The organism is Pseudodesulfovibrio sediminis (assembly GCF_020886695.1).
Taxonomy (GTDB): Bacteria; Desulfobacterota; Desulfovibrionia; order Desulfovibrionales; family Desulfovibrionaceae; genus Pseudodesulfovibrio; species Pseudodesulfovibrio sediminis.
Genome location: NZ_AP024485.1, coordinates 1,296,784 through 1,318,645 on the forward strand (window position 1 = coordinate 1,296,784; position 21,862 = coordinate 1,318,645).

Sequence of the window (21,862 nt, forward strand, 5' to 3'; positions counted from 1 at the left end):
TAACTAAAACAGACGATAATTAGACCCCCTAGAAACAACTCGTTTACCACGGTCAAGCCATACTTTCCACATCATAAGTTGTCAGTATTATGAACATTTCGTATATTGACGATAAGAGCAATTCTATGTATACAATAGGATATCTCAAGAAGTACGTATTTTGGCATTGCCCATAAACAATTTCTGGAGGATAACACGATGGCTAGCTCCAAAACCCCAATGAAGATATCGCTTCCCGGTGCAGGGAAATCGACATCGTATTCACTGTTGGCAGACACCCCGGTAAAATTTGACTTCGACATTTCCGAAGCCGCTTTTAACGGAGCAAACGGAAACCTGGAAATTGCCATTGAGGGTGGCGGTACTGTCATCCTTGAAAACTATCAGACACTGGCAGAATCCGACTCTCTCCCCACTTTTGTATTGATGGACGGCGCAGAGGTAGCTGGTGACGTGTACCTTTTCGCGTTCTCGGAAGCAGACGCAACAGCCGAAGACCTTGAGACCGCTGCTGATGGCGCTACCGGTGGCTCCGGCGCTGGCGCCTATTCAGACGACGCAGGCACACTGGGCGATGGACTCGACGCCCTGGGTGGACAGGATGACGCATATGCATCCCGACTCCTTGCAGCCTCCCCTGACTCTCTCGGAAATAATCCTCCCGTCGCCAACGATGATTTTGCAGAAGTCACTGAACAAGGCGAGGTTGACCTTCATGTAGACCCGGAAGACAACACTTCCCATCTCTATCGCGTCGAGCCTGTCAGCACCTATTTCAGAGGACAAGGCGGAGAAGGCGGAGAGATGTACGATGGTGGAGAATATCAAGCCCGCCTTTTTGGCCTCCCCACTGGTGATGACTATGAGATCAGCCCTGATGGGGAAAGCGTCATCGTCAACAAGGACGACGCACCGTACATGACAATGTCCGCCGGATCCGCAGCAAACACAGGTAACGAACTCATTACGGACACCTATAACGGCATCGGCGTTGACAACAACAATGCCGCAGGCACCAACGGCGATTACGATCCTGCCATCAACAACAGCGATGTAGAGGAATGGATCGACATCGACTTCGAGGATCCGCAGGGCTACGTCCAGATCGTTCTCGGCGGTTTCAATGAATTCCGTGAAACAACCGACGAAGCCACCATCACGCTGTTCGATGCCGAGGGCAACGAAATCGAGACCGTTCACATGGGTCTGGAAGACGGCAACGTCTTCAGCTACACCCCCTCTGATCCGGGCGCAGGCCTGGTTTCCAGCATCCGCGTCTCTTCCGCAGGGGATGCCGACGACACAACCCCCAACAATTTCTACATTCAGTCCGTGACCTCCACTCCGGTCCCCGAAGGCGTGTTCTTCCCGACCAACGACAACGAAGTCGAAGGTGGCGGATGGATCCTCAACTACCCCGAAGGCGAACACTCCTTCCTGACAGCAGTCAACGCCGAAGGCAGCATCAACCTGCTCGACAACGACTTTGATGTTGACCACGACCACGCACTGTTGCGGATGAACACCATCGACTTTATCGGAGAGGAAACCGTCGGCCTCAACCCTGACGCCACCCTGATCGCCGGAAACGACGAGCCCGCTACCCTGGTCGACCAGACCACCGGCGTGGAGACCGAAGTCATGGGGCAGTACGGCACTCTGTATGTCAATGCACTCGGCGAATACAGATATGTCCTTGACCCAGACTTGGCAGACCATCTTGAAGAAGGACAGGTTGAAACCGAAGTATTCGACTACACCATCGTTGATCCAGAAGGCGCTGTATCCAACGTCGCCTCGCTGACCATTACGGTCTTTGGCACCAACGACTCTCCCGTGGCGCTTGCCGATCAGACCAACGAAGCTATTGAGGTTGGTGATTCCACAGACTACTTCCTCCCGGACGACTATCCCGGGACCAACTTTGATGGCGGTGAGGGAAAGAATACCGAAGGCGGAGAAGGCGGAGAAGGCGGCATGCACGACTACACCCAGATCGTTTCCGCCACCGGCAACGTGCTGCTCAACGACACGGATGTGGACGACCTCGATTATCAGGACTCCGACAACCCGGACACCCCTGATGTGGTTGAAGGCGAATTCTCCTCCCTGTTCGTGGTCGGCGTCTATTCCAACGAAAGCCACGAATACGACTGGCTGCAAGTGAACGAAGGGAACTCCGAAGCGAACTACACATTCCCTCCGGGTGACGACGGACAAATCTGGGACATCGCCCAGGTCGATCCGAAAGCTGAAATGACTATCGCAGGCAAGTATGGTCACCTGACCATCGGTGCTGACGGCGACTACACATACACCCCTGATATCAGCCCGGCCGTCGAAGTCCTGAACTACGACAACCCCGGCGAGGAATCGTTCACCTACGGCATCATGGATGATGGCGGCGCATTCAGCTACGCCACGATCACCTTTACCGTGAACGGCGCCAACGATGCCCCCATCGCCTACTCCAATGAAGCCTCTGTCACAGAGTATGGCAATGTCCACGCCATGGAAGAAATCCCTGAATCCGAGTACGGTGAAGGCACTGCCACCGGCAATGTGATCACTGATGAAAACAACGCAGGCCAGACTGACTATGATGTCGATAATGACGCCGCAGGCATCTTTGTTGAATCCATCTCTCATGATGGCAACACCGTAGCGGTTTACAACTATGATGCGGACGAAACCTTCCAGACCATCGACGGTGACTATGGTACCTTGAAAATCTGGGAAGACGGCCACTACGAATACGAACTGGACAACAGCAACCCTGAGGTCCAGGCCCTTAACGTCGACCTCGAAGGCGGTACTCCGGATACGCTGACCGAGACCTTCACCTATGTGACTACCAATGAGAATCAGGATGGTGTCAATAGCGAGCTCTCCTCTGAGTCCGACAATCCCTCTGTTCTGACTATCACCATCAATGGTACCAATGACGCGCCTGTGGCAATCGGTGACATGGATCACGGCATCATGCTGACCGAAGAATTCACCGAGACCGACGGAGCTTCCTACAGGACCATCGACTTCGGCGACACGACCCCGACCCATGATTACTGGTTGTTTGGCCTTGACTTCGGCGACGGCGACCCGACCTGGTGGGAGGAAGCGGCCAATCAGGGGGTGACCATATCGGCCCGCAACAACAGCGGGCTTGGTGAACACGTGACTCGCTCCCATGGTGGAATTGGAGTCGACACCCATGGTCCCTGGGACAGCTCTCAGGTTGGTTCCGGATCCTGGACTCATTGGACGGGAGGATGGAGTGGACACTGGGAAACCGAAACCTATAGAGAGGAGCTGGTCATTGACTTCGCGGACGGTCGCGGTGAGGTCACCATGAAACTGGGTCATCTTTTCGGCCGGGAGTCCGCGACGCTGACCGCATATGATGCGAACTGGAATGTGGTCGATACAGACACCGCAACCCGTCACAATTCCACGATCACGCTGGACCCGGCGGGCTCAGCAACTATCGCTCATGTCATCCTGACCCCCAATGGGAGGCACTCCGACTTCAACCTGCTGAGCCTCAAGTCTGAAGGGCCCAGCACCCAGGTTCGTGACGTCACCGCAGACGTTGCCAATGTCAGCGGCAATGTCCTGGCGAACGACTCTGATGTCGACGATGTGAACCTGAGCGCAGCCCTGGTGGGAAGCGCTGTAGGCCTCTACGGCTCCTTGGTACTCGATGCCGACGGTGACTACACGTACACTGTAGACGCCGACAAGATCGACAGCCTGCATGACTCCTACGTCGAGACTTTCCAATATGAAGTCGTCGACAGTCATGGCGCAAGCGAGACAGCCACTCTGCACATCCCGTTGCACTACGAGGCTCTCAATGAGGTCACCGGCACCACTGGTCACAACACCCTTACCGGAACCGTAAACGACGACATCATCGACGGCATGGCCGGAAATGACGTCATCAACAGCGGTCAAGGCGACGACGTCCTCATCGGTGGGGCGGGACACGACCAGCTCAACGGTGGCTCAGGAGACGACATGGTGTTCGGAGACGATGGCAACGACATCATCTATGCCAGTTCGGGCGACGACACCGTCACACTGGGCGAAGGCGCAGATATCATTATGATTGATCCCCAGTACATTGACGATGGTGGAGCGACTCTCCATGTCACCGACTTCAACGTGGCTGAGGGGGATTCCCTGCAACTGGCCGGCACCCTCACTTCAGGGACGACGAACGTGGAAGTCACCTCAAACAGCAATGACATCACGCTGACCTTCACCGATCTGAACCACGATGGCACTGCCACGAGCGATGACACCTTGTCGATCATACTGTCCGATGTCAATCCGGCTGCGCAATCCTATAGCGGCACTGTCGAAATCACGAACAGCGACGACATAAACTCGCTGATACAACAGATAATTGATTCACCGGACAACAATTAAAAGCAAGACTATAACAAAGGGCCCGGCATTGCGACCGGGTCCTTGTTATAGTTAAAGCCAAACCTCACCATATGAAAACATATATTTTATACCGTTATCTCAAATTGATAGAATAATTTACTCCGTTCATGACGCACACAGGAAATATCGACCAACCTTCTGTATTCTCACAAAAAACTCTAAAATTGAAAGCTGTCGGTTGAACCCTGAATCTTTTAGATATTTTTCTTTCGACCAGTTGACATATAATTATATATGCGGCTATAAGACTCTATAGTTAATGTGCGTCTATAAGACTCGTAGTTAAAAATCTAAACTTAAATCTGGTGACTAGTATGAAAAAACTTGTTCTCGCTACACTCATTTTTTCTTTAGTTCTTTCGGTGCCAGCCCTTGCTGCAACCGATGGTACTATGTCCCTCAAGGACAGCGTTGTTGCTGCGGTAAAACAGCATCCTCAAATCAAATCTCTGCTCTATAACAGAGACGCGGTTTCCAAAGCTCAACTGTCCGCTCTTGGTCGATTCTTCCCTTCACTTGATCTTGCAGGCGAACTCGGATGGCAGCAATACAGCAACGCCAACAACCGCGCCAACAGGACTGACGATGACACACGTACACCCACGGATGTCAGCGCAACGCTGACGCAAAACGTGTTTGACGGCTTTGATCGCTGGAACGACTACCAGCGTGAGGACGCTCGCATGACTTCCGCTGAAGGTCGTCTGGTCGACAACGTCGAAACCGTCGCCCTGGACGCAATCCGCGCCCATGTGGATGTTGTCCGCAACCGCAGGCTCGTCGCCCTGGCCGGTGAAAACATCACCGCTCACCAGGAACTGCTTGACTCCATTTCTGAACGCGTCGAAGGCGGCGCAGGCAACCGTGCTGATGAGATGCAGGCCAAGGGCCGCGTCGCACGCGCCGAAACCACCCTCGTCAACTACGTCGGCGAACTGCGCACCGCAGAAGCAGAATACACCCGCACTGTCGGCGCTACTCCCGAAGCTCTCGGCGATCCCGAGTACAATCCTGAATACATCCCGGGCACCGTTGAACAGATTCTCGAAACGACTCTCGACAACAATCCAAAAATTCATGTCTACAAAGCTGAAATCGAAGTTGCAGAACGCACCAAGAATCAGCTCATGTCCACCATGTACCCGAATGTCGATGTATACGCTCAGATTCGCCAGCGTGACGATTACGACGGCGTCGATTCCTGGGTCAACGACAAGAAGGTCATGCTGAGTGCCAGCTGGAACGTCTTCAACGGCGGAAGTGACTTCAACGATGTCCGTACCGCTGCTGCCCGTATCCGCGAAGCCAAGTCCAACCTTCAGGACACCACAGATGACCTGATCCGTCAGGTTGCCTCTGCCTGGGCCGAATACGAGTCCAGCATCGGTCAGATCGAGAAGTACCAGGAAGCTCTCCAGTACAGCTTGGAATCCTTGGACATGTACCTCATGCAGTTCAACGTTGGCCAGCGCTCCCTGCTGGACGTCCTTGACGCCACCAACGAAGTGTTCAGCAACAAGGTGCAGCTTGAGACTGCCACCAGCAACCGCAACTTCACTCTGTACAAGTTCCTCGCCCTTGAGGGTGAACTCATGAAGACTCTGGAAGTTGCCTCCAACACATACGAGGAAATTCCCGAAGAAGCTGAGATGGAACCTGCTGCTGCAGAAGCTCAGTAACCACAGTTCATAGCGAGAACATCCAAGGGGCGTGACCAACCGGTCGCGCCCCTTGTTTTAGTGAAAAATCATATACCTCCCGAGAGCACTCGTCACTGACGGAGGAGAACTGTGTGTTTCATATCGTTTACAATGAAGCACAAAAACACTCACTCACAGCTCCCCTTTCCCCCTACGACACCACCATTGCAGCAAGCTGCCTCAGAGACTTCTTGTTGAGCCCCCCCCCCCCGTTCATATGAAGTGCCGGCCAGTCTTGGCATGTATACACGCCCTCACCTTGCCCAACGCACTGGTAGCCGACTGACAATCGTATGCTCCCAATACATCCTCTTTCTTGAATCAGTCTGCTCGTATGAGTCGCAGACTACGCAACCATATATGGGGAAGCAGGATACATAGATACCCAAGAATTACACTGCTCTCCTACAAGCTGAGCAGGAAGTCTGGACTGTGAGAATATTCAGACTTCATGAGAAAGACCATACTGCTGCATAGAAAAAGGCCCCGGCGACATATATCGCCGGGGCCTTTGAAACCAGATGGAGGAAGGATTATTCCTTTGACCCGAGTAACTTTTCGCCAGAAGGCGTCTTGATGACATCGGCCAGGGCCGTAACAACGGTTGAATCGAACTTTGTCGATTCGCTCCCCAGGATATCCAGCGCCTGTCCCGGTTCCTTTGCTCCACGGTACGCCCTGGGGCGAATCATGGCGCAGAACACATTGAGAACCGACAAGATACGGGCGAGCATGATGGTGTCATCACCCTTAAGCTTCTTGGGATAGCCTGTGCCGTCCAGGCGTTCGTTCATCTGATAGATGGCCTTGAGCACGCCTTCAGCAATATCAATATCCTTGAGGATGCGGTAGGCATGTTCGACATGCTCTTCCATGGCTGCCATTTCCTCATCAGTAAGCTTGCCGGGCTTGGTCAGAATCTCATTGGGCACAAACATCTTGCCGATCTGAGACAAATTGGCCGCAGTTTCGATTTCAGCAATATCCATCTCGGACAAATGCATGGCCTTGGCCACTTCAACAGAGAGGCCAGCTAGCAGTTTGGTATGTCCGCCAAGATAAGGGTCAGCCGCTTCAATGGTTGAGCCGAGCGCTTCCATGGCAGACTTGATCAGCCGCTTGTTCTTCTCCTGGGCGGCCACGAATTCGGTGATGTCGCGGTACACTTCCACAACGCCCTGGCAGCCCCCCTCCGCGTCACAATACGGGGATTTCGATATCTGGAATTGATGCCGCTGAGAGCGAAGGAAGATCGGCTCGGAGATTGTCTCCTTGCGATTTTCACGAATGACCACTTCATCAATGGATTCCAGCCTCTTGGCGGTATCGAACCCGAAGACCGCCGCAGTATCCATACCAATAAGGTCTTCCTTGGACCGTCCTGCGGCCGTTGCAAAGGCGTCGTTGACATAGGTGTAGCGCCCCAACGCATCTTTCAATGTAATGAACTCATCAATATTGGCATTGATGGAATTGATAAACCGCTTCTGATCATCAATCTTATTTGCCAATGCCTCGAATTCTGTGGCAATGCGCTGACTCTGTACACCGGTCAAAATCCACCAGGCCAAACCGGCAACAAGGAATGCTGTAAGGATACCCAACCCAGCGACGATATAAACCGTGCGATTAAAATCAACAATGGGTTGCATGGCGGCATCATAATCAATTTCCTGAATCAGCCACCACTTGGGCCCGGATATGCGGACACCCAGCGAGTATACCTGCCGTTCATCGTTTTCGATGGAAGGACGCACACCAAAGTCGATATGTCCATTTTCACCGATTTCAGGTGCGACGGTAACCTCATGAAATCCCTCAGCGGTCCATGGAGTGGCTTCCCTGAAGACGTCCCCGCTCTGTTGCATGAGGCGCGTCTTCTCGCCCTTGGCCGACAGCGCGGTGTTGGCCAAAAGCTCCGTGATTTTACCGGACAACTGACGGGTCATCATCAACACACCCACAGCCCCCTCGGAAGGGATTTCGTCCGTGCCACCAACGGCATCCGGCGGATAGATAGGCACATACACGTCCATCTCCATGCCGCGAACCGTCTTTCGCAGATTCGAATACTGTGGTTTGTTCTGCTTGATTGCCGCCTGCGCCTCTGCAATCTGGCTCTCTTCCATGGGGGGCAGATGACCGTCCGTAGCGATGTACGCTTCGCCCCGCTTGCTCAGGATGCGTGCATTGATGAATCCGGCGTAGGTCGAAAACTCCCGCAGCATATTCTCCATCATGGGTAGCTGTTCGGCCAGGGAGGTATCGTTTTCCTCTCCGCCATCTTCACTATGAAGACTGCCGAACAGGACAGATAAATCCCCATCATAGTCCGCAATCTCAGCAGCATACAATCTAAAGAGATCGGACTTTATGAGCCTGTCTCCATGGTGAGACAAATTTGTGAGGAAGGTACTGATAACCTCAGCACGGCCATGGGTCAGAATCTGAAACCGTTTCTGCTGATTTTCCAGTACTCCGGCTTTCTTGTCGTTGACCGCTTTGTTGGCCAACAGCACAATGCCGATGGATATCACCAGAACAAAAGCCATGACAACGCCGATCTTGACGCCTTGCCCGGCTCCGCCAATGGACGTTGGGACCTCCGACGCGGGTTGTAAATGTTGTTCAGCCATAGTCAATTCTCCATCTGGTTTATGGTGTCGCTCCCCTTCCAGGCAGCGTTCCTTACTTCTTGGCCTTTTTGTATGTGGACTTCTTCTTGGGTGCCACATGCATCCACCTGTACTTCTCGTTCAGGGAATATTGCGGAATATAGTGTCTGTATTTCTTATGAGACAGGATCATGAGCGTCTGGTTGTCAAGGATGTAGACATCATCAGTGGCATACACGGCCAAAATGGCATGACCGATACCGCGAATGGCGTCTTTAACGGCGACTATACGCAACTGATCGCCTGTGAAACCGACCTCTTGAAGCGCATAAAATTTCGCGATGGAGTAATCTTCGCAGTCACCGGATTTTCTGAGAAATTCCCAAGGTGTGGCCCAATACTCGCTGACTCCCCAGTTCGCTTTGTCCAACCGATACGGCCACTTGTTGAAGAATTTGTTGACCGCCTTGAGGATTTCCTTCTCAGGCTTGCCTTTGAGTTGCGCCTTGAGAGAAAACCACCCTTTTTTTGAAGGGTGATTGGCTGTCGCCGCGTCCTTAAAGTAGCCTTTCCACGCCTTCATCTTCTGGACGACACGGGACCACTTGGGCAATTTCTTGGTACCCTTGAACTCCATGGTTCCCAGCAGGCGCACAGGCTTCTGCTTTTCCGCGGCAACACAGACATTTGCCCCGATTCCCAGGCACACAACGACACAGACCGCCATAATTGCGGTCTGTATCATAGAATGTCTGCCCCGGGATTCGGGCATGGAGCCTACCTCTCTCGCAGTGCGTTCTGCTTGGCTTTAAGAATCGGCTTGAGAAGATAGTCCAACACGGACTTTTCGCCGGTCAATACGTCCACACTTGCGGTCATACCGGGTATAATCGGCAGACGCTGACCACGGTAAAGCATGGCATTCTGCTGCGTACGAACCTTGACGATATAGAAGTTTTCCCCTCGCTCATCTTCAATGGTATCAGCGGATATCTGCTCCACAGACCCGACAAGCCCACCGTAAATGGAGAAATCATAGGCCGTCACCTTTACCATCGCCTTTTGCCCCGGATGGAGGAAGGCAATGTCGGAAGGCTTGATCCGCGCTTCAACAAGCAACGTATCATCCAGAGGGACAACCTCCATGATAATTTCACCAGGACGGATAACGCCACCCACGGTATTGATCATGATGTGCTTGACGATACCCCTGACAGGAGAGCGGACGTCGGTACGGGTGACGCGGTCACCGCCGGAGCTCAAATTTTCCATGATGGATTTCAGTTCCAAACGACGCGCATTGATTTCTTCCAATGCCAGACGGCTGACCTCCGCCCTGGCTTGCTCTATCCTTCCGCGCGCTTCCTTGGCCGCCCGTTTGACACGCGGGATACCCAGGGTGAGCGACTCGACATCACCTTTCAATTGGACAACCGTCTGTTCCAACCGGAGATAGTCCAACTCGGAATGAATATGTTTTTCGACCAGAGGCTTGGCGATATTACGCTGCTTTTCAGCCACTTCCAAACTCTGCTTGAGCTGCCGTCTCCTGCCGGCCATCTCGTTCACTTCCTGCTGCCTCTGTTGGTACTGATCCTCAAGCAGGCCGAGTTCGATATCCAGCTTACGCTTTTCAGCGCGGAAAATATTCAACTGATCTGCCACAAGTTGAGGAGATTCCTTCCGAAGCTCTTCATCAAAATCAGGCTCGTTCTTCCCTTCGGCCACAGCCACAAGACGGGCAATGGCGGCCCTGTGCTCAAGCGCCTTACTGTATGCATCCCGGTAATAGCTGGCTGCCTGTTCATTGCTCAGACGGCACAGAATATCATCCTTTTCCACGGTCTGACCTTCACGCACATACAATTCATTCAGGATACCACCTTCAAGGTTCTGAATTTCCTGAATACGCTGGGAAGGAACAACCCGACCAAAACCGCGTGTCACCTCGTCCAAGATGGCGAACTTGGCCCAAACAACGAAAAAGATGAGCAGAACCAAAATGGAGGTGGACATGAGGTAGGCGAACCCACGCCCCTTGCCATACATGGCCTGGTCCACTTCGCTCATGAACAGGAGCGTTTCTCTATCATGTTTATTATTCATCACGACCTCACAGGGAAACCTTGATTTTACCGGACTTGAGTCCATCCAGCACGGCCTGTTTCGGCCCATCCACAACGATCTTTCCCCGATCCATGATCACAAGCCTGTCCACGAGATCAAGCATGGAATGGCGATGGGTGATGACAATAAGGGTTTTGTCCTCAATATATTTTCTGAGCCGTTCCTTAAGTCGGAATTCAGACTGGTTGTCCATGTTGCTGGACGGCTCATCCATAATCAGGATTTCAGGGTCCGGCAAAATGGCACGAGCGATGGTCACTGCCTGGCGTTGCCCGCCTGACAAGGACGTACCGCGCTCGCCGACCATCATCCCGAATCCCGCGGGGTTGTCACGAACGAAATCATTGACCCCGGATATTTCGGCGGCAAAGTTGATGGATTGATCATCCGCCTCCGGCAGACCAAAGGCTATGTTATCCTTGAGTGTCCCATAAAAAAGAAGACTGTCCTGTGAGATATACCCTACCTTTCTTCGCAGATCGGCCACATCCATCTGGCGCAGGTCGATATCTCCAACCTGCACGGAGCCCTGCACGGGCTGGTAGAGACCGACACAGAGCTTGCCCAGCGTCGTCTTGCCCGCTCCGGTCCGCCCGACAATGCCGACCTTCTCACCTGGTTTGAGTTTCAGGTTGACCTCATTCAAGACGGCCTTGTCAGTACCGGGGTAACTGAAAGACACATCGGTCATGGTCAGCGAGGGTTCGATTGCGCCGTAATGGAAGGCTTCCTTGTCATCAGGCCGCTCACTGGGCATGCTCATGAGCATATCCAGCGCATTCAACGCCATACGCGACTGCTGATAACGAGAAAGCAGCCCTGCCACAGCACTCAGGGGAGCCATGGCCCGACCCGAGAGAATGTTGGCGGCGATGAGCCCACCAACGGTCAGCTCGCCTTCGGAAATAAGGAAAACACCGGTGATGACAACGGCCACGGAAACCATCTGCGTGATGAACACCGAGAAGGAAATCGAGATGTTGGCCATGACCTTGGCATGACTGTTTGACTGGGCGGACATGCCGACCACGTTTTCCCATCTCGCCTGGATACGCCCTTCGGCCATGGAGGTCTTGATGGTCTCCAGCCCCTGCACAATCTCGAACAGCAACGCGTTTTTCTGCGTTGTTTCCTTATAATGGTTTTCGATAATGTGCTGGAAGGGAATCTGAAGGAACAGCCCAACGAGTATGACCACCGGTACTGCGACAAAGATTGGATAGGCTATTGGCCCGCCAATAAAATAGATAACAAAAATGAATAGAACGAGGAATGGGAGGTCGATAAGGGCCACCAGAGACGAGGACCCGAAAAATTCCCTGAGCGATTCAAATTCACGGATATTGTTGGCCACTGCGCCCGCTGATTCGGGCATGTGGTCCAGCCGGGCGGACATGAGATGACTCATGATTTTTGAGCCGATGATGACATCCGCATTTCGTCCGGCCACGTCCACAAAGTAGCTTCGCAGATTTTTCAGAAGAAAATCAAACAGATAAGCTATAGCAATACCGATCGCCAACGCCCATAGGGTGTCCATGGCATTATTGGGTATGACCCGGTCATACACGTTCATGACAAAGAGCGGCGAAGCCACAATAATGATATTGGTCATGATGGACGCGCCGATCACATGCTTGTAGATGGGCCAGAACCGTCCGATAACCCCCCAGAACCACCGCTTGGTCTTGAGCAGCTTGAGCTCCGAGGCACGCTTGTCCAGCTTGGACTTACGATGGCAGAAAATAGCGTAGCTGGCGTATTCCTCTTCCAGCTTTTCCAGCGGAATTTCCTTTTCTTCCATTCCATGCCCCGGCAGGATCACCCGCGCCATATCCTTGTCCGTGTCCAAAAGAACACAGGCATTGCCGCCGCGAAGAAGCAGAATGCAGGGCAGGATCAGCCGCGTGATTCCACGAAGATCCTTACGATAGACGGTCCTGGCCGTGATGCCGATACGCTCTGCGGACCGTACGATGGAAGCCGCTGTGACAACGCCATCCTGCTGGGGAATGCCCGCCTTGAGTGTCGCCGAGGAGACCGGCTTGCCGAGCAGACGACTGATAATGGACAGGCAAATGACCAGAGGTGGCTGAAAATCGATATCCTTGGGAGAAAGCCGTTCATCGCTTTCCACTTTGGGGGCCGGCTGCTGAGGCATTTGACCAGGCATGGGCATCTGGCCGGGCTGAGGTTGCCCCGGTTGTGCCTGACCAGGTTGAGGATCATTCGGCCCGGATTGAGGCGGCTTGCTTCCCGGCGAGGACTCCGGCTTCCCGGGCTGCTCACTCTTGAGCGGTATGCCCTGCTTGTTTTGCTCCGCATTCTTCATGGGAGCAACCGGCTTGGTGTCCATTTTTGTCCGTGCACCGCCAAGAGGCGACTTGGTCGTCTTTCGTCCAGGCACAATCGGTGGACGAGCTTTTTCGGAGGAAGATTTGGGCGAAGCGTCCTTTGGCGTAACTTTCGAGCCCGGCTTTTGATCTGAAGACATAGATTTCACTTGTATTATGGGTAGTTCAAGAACTATAGGCCCCTGCAAAAGAGCAGGGGGGCGAGACCTTTTAGTATAGTTTTATACACTTTCCTTTAAAGCCACTTTTGTCAAGGTACAATTGGAACTATCCTTAGCTATCCTAAGATGTTTTGACCCTTGTAACGCAATAATCGATTATCGCTTCAACTCAATCTGAAACCGTCAGAAGGATTTTGCCTAACGCGCTGCCCCCCTTCCAATATCGATGTGCCTCGGCGATATCCCGAAACGAAAAAACCTGCTCGTCAATAAGTACCGCCAAAGCGCCTTCATCCACCAACGCGCTCATGTTGGTCAGCACCTCTCCGTGCAGTTCTCTTCCCTGCCCTGTGATCATGGGCAACAGCATGAACACCACATGCAGCGACAAGCTCCTGGCATGCATCAGACTGAGATCATGCGATGAACGGGTCGCCGTGGAAATCACCTGCCCGCCCAGAGCGGCGGCGGCAAAGGATTGATCAAGCACATTGCCGCCCACAGTATCAAAGATCACATCAAAACCATCTCCCCCCGTGCATTCGGCGACATACTCGGCCACGGCACTTTCGCGATAGTACACAGGCGTACCGCCCAGCGCCTCCACGACCGCGGCCTTGTCCGGCGAAGAAACCGTGGCAAAGACTTCCGCGCCTATATGAACTCCGAGTTGAACGGCCATGTGCCCGACCCCGCCAGCACCACCATGCACCAGGAGCATCTGCCCCCGCCTGATCGCGGCCTTGTCAAACAACCCCAGCCAGGCGGTGAGCACCACCAACGGCAGGGCAGCGGCATCCACAAGGTCCATGGTCTGGGGAGCAGGAGCGATAAGCCACTGATCCGCCACCATGTATTCAGCCAATGCGCCGGGTATTCCCTTGATACCCCCCGCACACCCGAAAACAGGATCGCCCACGCGAAATCGGGTCACGCCAGCGCCCACGGCTTCCACTGTGCCGGAGACATCCATACCGAGCACGGCAGGCAGGTCGGGAGCAAAAGCCAGCTCACCACCCAATTGAGTGATCTTATTGTCAATGGGATTAAAGCTTGATCCGGCGACCTTGATGCGCACCTCTCCCGGCCCTGGGACGGGAAGGACAATATCATGCTCCACAAACTGATATCCGGCTCCATATTCCTCAAGCACCATAGCTCTCATCGTACATACCTCCGTGATACTTTATAGTACCCGCTGGTCAATACAGTGTATAGTCCTGAATATGCCGATGGTGTGAAAATGGGTGGACCAAATCAAGCGGGTGGTCCATCATGCCCCATGGCCAAACAGCAGACACAACACACATTGAAGCAACCGCCGGTTCTCCCCATGACCCGGCAGGAAATGAACACACTGGGCTGGGATGAACTGGATGTCCTCCTCGTTACCGGCGACGGGTATGTGGATCACCCCTCGTTCGGTGCTGCGCTCCTTGGCCGCTGGCTGATACATCATGGCTTCCGCACAGGCGTGGCCGCCCAGCCCGCTTGGGACAAACCCGACGACGTCACACGCATGGGACGTCCCCGGCTGTTTGCCGGAGTCACGGCCGGCTCCCTCGATTCCATGCTTGCCCACTATACCGCATTTCGAAAAAAACGGTCGGACGACGCCTACACTCCCGGCGGCAAGGCCGGTGCCAGACCCAACCGCGCTTCCATGGCATACACCAACGTTGTGCAGCGCGCCTTTCCCGGTCTGCCGGTGATCCTCGGCGGCATCGAATCTTCCCTGAGACGCATCTCCCATTACGATTTCTGGTCTGACGCCGTGCGCCGTTCCATTCTGCTCGACTCCAAGGCCACGGCCATTACCTATGGCATGGCCGAGAACTCCATCGTCACACTGACCCGAACACTGGAGCGCATCCTCAACGAAACCGGCGAAATCAATATCAAGGCACTCAGGCCGCAGTTGGTCCACATCCCGGGCCTGGTCGTTGCCGGAAGCCGAAAAGATCTGCCCGAGGACGCCTCCATTCTGAAACTGCCCTCCCATGAAGCTATTGTCGCCGACCCCAAAAAGCTCATTGAAGCCACTGTTCTGCTGGAACGACAGGTCCATCAAAACAAGGATATGGTCATACAGGAAACCGCAGGCCGTCTGGTCATGATCACGCCGCCCGGTCCGCTACTCGATACCAAGGGACTGGACGAACTCGCAGGCTTGCCCTTTTCCCGATTGCCCCATCCCTCATACACTGAACGCATTCCAGCGGCCAATATGATTCAGACCAGCGTGACGACGCACCGGGGATGTTCCGGCGGCTGTTCTTTCTGCACCCTTGCCCTGCATCAGGGGCGGACCATACGCTCCCGCAGTAAAAAATCGATACTCGGTGAGATCAAGGCCATTACCCAAGTCAACGGATGGACAGGGTCCATCTCGGACGTGGGCGGCCCCAGTGCCAACATGTGGGGTGCCTACTGTGCGGACGACCAGTCCCGTTGCAAAAGGCCGAGCTGTCTGACGCCGCGCATCTGCAAGCACTACCGCGTAACCCAGCGGGATTTCGTAAACCTGCTCCGGGCGGTGCGCGAGGTGCCGTCGGTCAAACATGTGCGTGTGGCCTCGGGCTGGCGCATGGACCTCGGCCTGACAGACATGCAGGCGCTGGCCGGCCTGATTCGCGAGTTTGTGGGCGGTCAGGCCAAGGTCGCCCCCGAACATCAGGTGGACAAGGTGCTTGCCCTCATGCGTAAGCCGGGATTCGATACCTTTGAGAATTTTCTGCAATGCTTTGACCGTGAATCAAAGAAAGCGGGCAAAAAACAGTACGTTATCCCCTATCTCATGTCCGCTTTCCCGGGCTGTACCGAGGAAGACATGCACAGCCTGAGCTCGTGGCTGAAATCACAGGGCTGGAAACCGGAGCAGGTGCAATGCTTCATCCCTCTGCCCGGCACAGCCGCCGCTGCCATGTTTCACGCAGAGACCGACATGCAGGGCAACCCCATTCATGTTGCCAAGACCGATGCCCAACGTCTGCGCCAACACGCCATTCTCATGCCCGACACAGGCCGGCCGCCCAAAGGAAAAAAACAAGGCAGGCCCAAGAAGCACTCCGCCCCTGACAACAGGCCACGCAGACGCCGTAAATAGCGACACGCATCGACAACAATATTGCAGATATGTATATCCATTTTCGTAAAATAACATTTTTGTAATTTTTTGCGTTCCTTTTCGTATCAGACAATCCCGGCAAAGGCTGTATCTATCCCGTTTTTCACAAATGGCATCCTGTTTGCTTATGTCGGGTATGTCTTCTAATGTACATGGACTCAAACTCTCGGCCCTACTAGCCATATGCCAGGCCATCGACAAGGCTATCAACCTTGAATCAGCTTTGGACCGCGTACTCAAAATTCTGTCCGAGCAACTCTCGATGCAGCGGGCCACGGTCACGCTCTACGATCCGGAAACCGGACAACTTTCCATCAACGCCTCCTACGGCCTGACCGCCGAGGAAAAGCAGCGCGGCGTGTATCGACTTGACGAAGGCGTCACTGGGCGCATTTTTCAAACCGGCGAACCGTACTATGTACCCGACATCAACAAGGAACCGTTGTTTCTTGACAAAACAGGCTCCCGTGGAGTCGCTCGTGGGCACATCTCCTTTGTGGGGGTCCCCATCGTCCTGCACGGCGACCCCATCGGCGTACTTAATGTGGACCGCCTCTTCGAAGACGAGATCGAATTTGAAGAGGACATCGATTTCCTGAAAGTCGTGGCCACGCTCATCGGGCAGTTCATCAGCCTCAATGAGAAAATCATGGCCCGCGAGGCCGCACTGAAGCGGGAAAACACCTCGCTCAAATACCAGATTTCAAAAAAATCCAAGGGACCGTACATCGTGGGCCAGAGCTCGGCCATGGTGGAGGTCCAGCGCCAGATGGAGAAGGTGTCTCCCACGCGGGCAACAGTCCTCCTGCTGGGCGAATCAGGAGTGGGTAAAACGCTCATCGCCCGCATCATCCACGAATTGTCCGAGCGTCAGGGCTGCCCCTTCATCAAGGTCAACTGCGCATCCATCCCCGGCAACCTGCTGGAATCAGAGCTGTTCGGCCATGAGAAAGGCGCGTTTACCGGTGCCACCAACACCCGCCCGGGCCGCTTTGAAGAAGCGGACACCGGCACCATTCTTCTGGATGAAATCGGCGAGCTGCCCATGGCGCTCCAGGCCAAGCTGTTGCGCGTGTTGCAGGACAAGGAGCTGGAACGGCTCGGAAGCAACCGCACCCGCACCATCGATGTCCGCATTCTTGCCGCGACCAACCGGGACCTTGGCGATCTGGTGGAACACGGCAAGTTCCGCCTCGATCTCTACTATCGTCTCAACGTCTTTCCGGTTCGGGTTCCACCCCTCCGGGAACGCAAAGAGGACATCACCGGCCTGCTCAATCACTTCCTGCAGAAGATGGCTGACGACTATGGCCGCCACATCCACCTGACATCCACGGCCCTGGACGCCCTGATCCGATACGACTGGCCGGGCAATGTCCGCGAGATGCAGAACCTCATCGAGCGTCTGGTGATCATGTCCGACATGGACCGCATCAGTCTCGAATTCCTGAAATCCTACCTCTCCCCCGGACAGTCGCCTGTTGTTCAGGAGGCCATTCACATGTCAGAGGATACCCCTCGCCACACGTCGCTCAAGGAATTCGAACGCAACGAGGTCATGTCCGCCCTGGAGCGTAGCGGCTGGGTGCAGTACAAGGCTGCGGAGGCCCTCGGCCTCTCTGCCCGCCAGATGGGCTACCGGGTCAAGAAATACGGCCTTGAGTCAATGATAGCGGAAGGCCGTGCCAGACTCAGACGGATGAAAGAGGCACAAATGTAAATTTCGGCATACCTCCACCCCCTTATGGAACACCCCGTCACAACTCCTTGTGGCGGGGTGTTCCATGTTCAGAACGGCCAAAACAATTGGCGTTGAAAGAGCCATCTGTCTGTAATGCCGAATATCCCAAAACAAAAGCCCCGATCTCCATTGGGTGACCGGGGCTTTCTTTCTGATTGTCGATGCAGTTATTCTTCCATATGTGCCGCGAGGAACATCGACTTGGACAACGCATCAAAGAACTGCTGATAAATAACAGGATCCTCAATGGGTTCAATATTATAGGTCGCACTCGCCCGAACAGTGGTCTGCTCGGTCCCTCTCGGCCTTGTGACCACGGTCATCCGAACCCTGTATCCATTCAGCTTGGTGGCAGAGACCGACCCCAGTTCAAAAGAGGCCTTGTCCACGACAAAACCGAGATCCTGCAAAGTGGCAATAACGGTCTGCAGGGTTTGCTTTTTATCATCGGTATCGAAGTACCGGGTCTGCATGGCCCGTTTCTTCAACTGGGATTCTCCGCCGCTATCCAGAATGTTCTTTTGCGCGGTATTACATCCACCCAACATTGTGAGTAAAACGAGGAATATCAGGCTATATTTCTTCATATCTGGTTTGCCTCAAGAAAAAGAGATTTAGAGAGTTTTTCAAAAAACTCCTGATACACTTCCAGATCATTGATCTGTTCCTGCTTGTTGATTTGCCCCAATTTGTTGAAAATCACCCGCTGGAAGGTCACGCGAACAGCAGTCGAACCGGGTGTGTCCTTCACGGAAAGCAGTGTATCAAGGCCGTTTGCGAGAATGTCAGCCGTATCTTCAGCCATGGAACGTGCGATGCGCTCACATGCGTCCTTGGGAAATGTCTCCTGAAGCCCTTCGTAGAGCACCGTGAAGACCTTTGCCCGGACTTCCTCGATCCGTTCAGGGGAAAGATCCGTGTCTTCCGCTTCTCCGCCCTGATGCAACCCGCGCACCACCAGAGAAGCTTTGACCAGTTGGGTCGCGTCCGCCATGTTCACGGCATTGGGGTTGTTCCCCAGACCGCCAAGCAGAGCGAGCAGGAAGACCTGACCGCCATCGGTCGCGTCACGATTTTTAGAAGCAACGACAACACCAAGTTCGGTGGAAGTCTCATCAAGGTTGAAGCCCAGATCCTGCAGCACCGCGTTGGAAGCGAGCAGCACGGCCTCTTCATTGCCGGTCTCAAACTGCCTGGTCTGCATCTGCCTGTTTGCCATTGATTCCGGTGGCAGAAGCAATGCTTCCTTGGGAATCTTGGGAGCACAACCGAACATCAGTGCGGTCAGTGCCAGCACGAGAAATAAACGTTTCACCTATCCCCCCTAGAAACTGGACTGTCTGTAGACGAAGTCGCGAACCAGATTATTTTCGTCAAACTTGATGATGATGGTCAGAGTCCGCTGGGTTGTGCTCGAAGCGCCGGCAGAGCTGCTTGTACTACCGCCACCAGCAGCACCGCCAATGCCGCCAAAGACCAAACCGAGCACGCCCACGCCACCGGATGATTTGGAATACACCCGCTCGGTTGCGACTTTGTCATAGACCCAGGCTTCACGACGCTTGGAATCAGTGGTCACCATATTCGGTGATCCAAGCACACCCACAACATCGGCACTGGACATGCCGACGTGAATCTCTTTCTGCACAGTTCCCACAGTCAGCTTGTCACCACTGTCGTCCCGAACAGCTTCCCTGTGTTTGCTCGCCGATGCACAACCACCTACCATCAGCATCAACACCATCAGAAGCATTGCTCCATATCGCATGTTAACAACCTCTCAAGAATTTTGAATTCCACACAAAAAACAAACATATGCTCATGCTTGCACCTGCATCCCACTATGCCTTTCCGGGCATTTTGTCCATGAATTAATCTTCATCAACGACGTATAAAACATAGCAAAAAAGGCTCCACCTGCACATGCTGGTGGAGCCTCGTGTTTGACAGTAGACGGGGATTTACTCGGTCGGGCCCAGAGTCCGCACCGAAGCGATCTTTTCCCAGTCATAGTAGGTGTTGACGTTCAAGCCGCCCACAAGGCTGGTGACGCGGACGAATTCCTCGCCCAGGAAGAGGGTCGCAGACTCGTAGACTTCACCTTCGTTGACCTGTATTTTGACATCCTTGCGCAGCTTGCGGGACATGGTCCCCTGCACGGGTTTGGAGGCGTACTCGAATACTTTTTCCAATGTCGCTTTGTTCATTCTGTTCTCCTGTTCAAAGTGTTCCAGACTGGGGAGTTATACCAACTCGGGCACATGAAACGGATTGCAGCAGCAATGCCTCTTTGAGCGGCTTAGCCACAGCCCATTCCGCCACCGGTACAGGCGCTGCCGATACCGGTCCGGCGAACTTTCAGGGCATTGATATCGCCACCTTCAAAGACGAATCGCAGCGCATCCTCAATGAACCCGTCGACCACATGGGATTTGATACCGTGTTCTTCAAGCAGCATGCTCGGGGTCTCGCCTACAGCGGCGCAAAGCACGGCCCGGCAATCCTTCAGGACGGCGGCCAGTTCAGACCACCGCTTGGGGCCACAGCCCGCAGTCGGCGCCTTACGCTCTTCGATCAGACGGTACCCGCCGGTCTCGGACTCACCCCAGATCTGGAATGATTTGGCTTCGCCGAGGTGCTGATTGACAAGCAGGCCCTCGCGGGTGGCAACAGCCACATACGGCTGGGCCATTTCCGCTTCCAGAGGCTTCAACTTGGAGCACGCTCTGAGGGTGCCGCACAGGGCGACGGACTGATCATCTCCCAACAGACCGACAGCGTCGGCGCGACAGCGCTTGCAGTGGGTCATCTGTTCGATAAAGCCCTCGGCTTCCTTGCGCAGCGGCAGCACGGTCTCGCGCCCGGGCTCGGGAATTCCGGCAAACGGCGTGTCCGCAGTCGGCTTGAGCGGAATCATGTTCTGGATGTCCGCACCCAACGCGGAGCAGACCTTGGCCACCTCGACGATATGTTCATCATTGATGCCAGGGATAACGATGGAGTTTATTTTTACCGTGATGCCGCGCTCCTTGAGCCCCTTGATGGCCTTGAGCTGACGATCCAGCAGGATTTCTGCGCCCTTTTCACCGCGATACACCACGTTGCCGTCCTTGACCCAGGAGTAGATCTTGGCACCGATGGCCGGATCCACGGCGGAAATGGTGATGGTCACGTGCGACACGCCCAGCTCTGCGATATCGTCCAGATAGGGCAGGATGCCCATGCCGTTACTCGACAGACAGAACAACAGGTGCGGATGACGCTCGTTCAAGAGACGCATGGTCTCAAGCGTTTCAGCCGGATTGGCGAACGGGTCACCGGGACCGGCAATACCGGCCACGGTGATACGCGGCTCCTTTTCCAGGACCTTGTCCATATACTCGGCAGCCTGGAAAGGTTTGAGGACACCACTGGTCACGCCGGGGCGGGACTCGTTCACACAGTCGTATTTACGATTACAGTAGTTGCACTGAATGTTGCACTTGGGTGCCACGGGCAGATGCACGCGGCCGCAAGAGCCTGCAGTTTCCTTATTGAAACAGGGGTGCTTGGTGGTATCCTTAATCATGATAAACTCCTTGTTTG

Annotated in this window: 14 protein-coding genes; 4 read left to right on the forward strand and 10 right to left on the reverse strand. The window is 54.2% G+C overall.

What is annotated here, in order from left to right:
- Positions 1 to 198 precede the first annotated feature (198 nt).
- Both SRBAKS_RS06275 and SRBAKS_RS06280 read left to right on the forward strand, forming a co-directional pair.
- Complete coding sequence (locus tag SRBAKS_RS06275; RefSeq protein ID WP_229595154.1) at positions 199 to 4,431, forward strand: VCBS domain-containing protein; 4,233 nt, start codon at positions 199 to 201, stop codon at positions 4,429 to 4,431.
- 335 nt (positions 4,432 to 4,766) lie between these two features.
- Positions 4,767 to 6,131: a TolC family outer membrane protein gene (locus SRBAKS_RS06280; RefSeq protein WP_229595156.1), complete on the forward strand. Its 1,365-nt coding sequence runs from the start codon at positions 4,767 to 4,769 to the stop codon at positions 6,129 to 6,131.
- Positions 6,132 to 6,685: 554 nt separating this feature from the next.
- On the opposite strand, the gene SRBAKS_RS06285 is transcribed toward SRBAKS_RS06280, so the two are convergent.
- From SRBAKS_RS06285 to SRBAKS_RS06305, 5 genes are all read right to left on the reverse strand, one after another.
- Positions 6,686 to 8,788 carry an HD domain-containing phosphohydrolase gene (locus SRBAKS_RS06285; RefSeq protein WP_229595158.1) on the reverse strand — a complete coding sequence of 701 codons (2,103 nt, stop codon included), beginning with the start codon at positions 8,786 to 8,788 and terminating at the stop codon, positions 6,686 to 6,688.
- A gap of 52 nt (positions 8,789 to 8,840) precedes the next feature.
- Positions 8,841 to 9,512: a transglutaminase-like cysteine peptidase gene (locus tag SRBAKS_RS06290; protein WP_229595160.1), complete on the reverse strand. Its 672-nt coding sequence runs from the start codon at positions 9,510 to 9,512 to the stop codon at positions 8,841 to 8,843.
- 32 nt (positions 9,513 to 9,544) lie between these two features.
- Entirely contained in the window at positions 9,545 to 10,873 is a 1,329-nt protein-coding gene (locus SRBAKS_RS06295; protein ID WP_229595162.1) for an HlyD family type I secretion periplasmic adaptor subunit, read from the reverse strand.
- 7 nt (positions 10,874 to 10,880) lie between these two features.
- Positions 10,881 to 13,073 carry a type I secretion system permease/ATPase gene (locus SRBAKS_RS06300; protein WP_430709106.1) on the reverse strand — a complete coding sequence of 731 codons (2,193 nt, stop codon included), beginning with the start codon at positions 13,071 to 13,073 and terminating at the stop codon, positions 10,881 to 10,883.
- 505 nt (positions 13,074 to 13,578) lie between these two features.
- Positions 13,579 to 14,574, reverse strand: coding sequence for a zinc-dependent alcohol dehydrogenase family protein (locus SRBAKS_RS06305; RefSeq protein ID WP_229595184.1), 996 nt, complete (start codon positions 14,572 to 14,574; stop codon positions 13,579 to 13,581).
- Positions 14,575 to 14,691: 117 nt separating this feature from the next.
- On the opposite strand from SRBAKS_RS06305, the gene SRBAKS_RS06310 reads away from it, so the two are divergent.
- Both SRBAKS_RS06310 and SRBAKS_RS06315 read left to right on the forward strand, forming a co-directional pair.
- The gene (locus SRBAKS_RS06310; protein WP_229596924.1) at positions 14,692 to 16,515 is read left to right on the forward strand and encodes a YgiQ family radical SAM protein; all 1,824 of its coding nucleotides are present in this window, start codon (positions 14,692 to 14,694) and stop codon (positions 16,513 to 16,515) included.
- Positions 16,516 to 16,672: 157 nt separating this feature from the next.
- Positions 16,673 to 18,256, forward strand: a complete 1,584-nt coding sequence (locus tag SRBAKS_RS06315; protein WP_229595194.1) for a sigma 54-interacting transcriptional regulator — start codon at positions 16,673 to 16,675, stop codon at positions 18,254 to 18,256.
- A 188-nt stretch (positions 18,257 to 18,444) separates the two neighbouring features.
- Here the strand turns inward: SRBAKS_RS06315 and SRBAKS_RS06320 are convergent, their stop codons facing one another.
- The 5 genes from SRBAKS_RS06320 to SRBAKS_RS06340 form a co-directional block, all read right to left on the reverse strand.
- Positions 18,445 to 18,864, reverse strand: a complete 420-nt coding sequence (locus SRBAKS_RS06320) for a hypothetical protein (protein ID WP_229595196.1) — start codon at positions 18,862 to 18,864, stop codon at positions 18,445 to 18,447.
- A complete protein-coding gene (locus SRBAKS_RS06325; RefSeq protein ID WP_229595198.1) occupies positions 18,861 to 19,592 on the reverse strand; it encodes a hypothetical protein in 732 nt (243 codons plus the stop codon). The genes SRBAKS_RS06320 and SRBAKS_RS06325 overlap by 4 nt, the downstream gene beginning before the upstream one ends.
- 9 nt (positions 19,593 to 19,601) lie before the next feature.
- Positions 19,602 to 20,045: a hypothetical protein gene (locus SRBAKS_RS06330; RefSeq protein WP_229595201.1), complete on the reverse strand. Its 444-nt coding sequence runs from the start codon at positions 20,043 to 20,045 to the stop codon at positions 19,602 to 19,604.
- Positions 20,046 to 20,238: 193 nt separating this feature from the next.
- Positions 20,239 to 20,484 carry a hypothetical protein gene (locus tag SRBAKS_RS06335; RefSeq protein WP_229595203.1) on the reverse strand — a complete coding sequence of 82 codons (246 nt, stop codon included), beginning with the start codon at positions 20,482 to 20,484 and terminating at the stop codon, positions 20,239 to 20,241.
- Between the two features lie 92 nt (positions 20,485 to 20,576).
- The gene (locus tag SRBAKS_RS06340) at positions 20,577 to 21,845 is read right to left on the reverse strand and encodes a radical SAM protein (protein ID WP_229595213.1); all 1,269 of its coding nucleotides are present in this window, start codon (positions 21,843 to 21,845) and stop codon (positions 20,577 to 20,579) included.
- Positions 21,846 to 21,862: the final 17 nt, after the last annotated feature.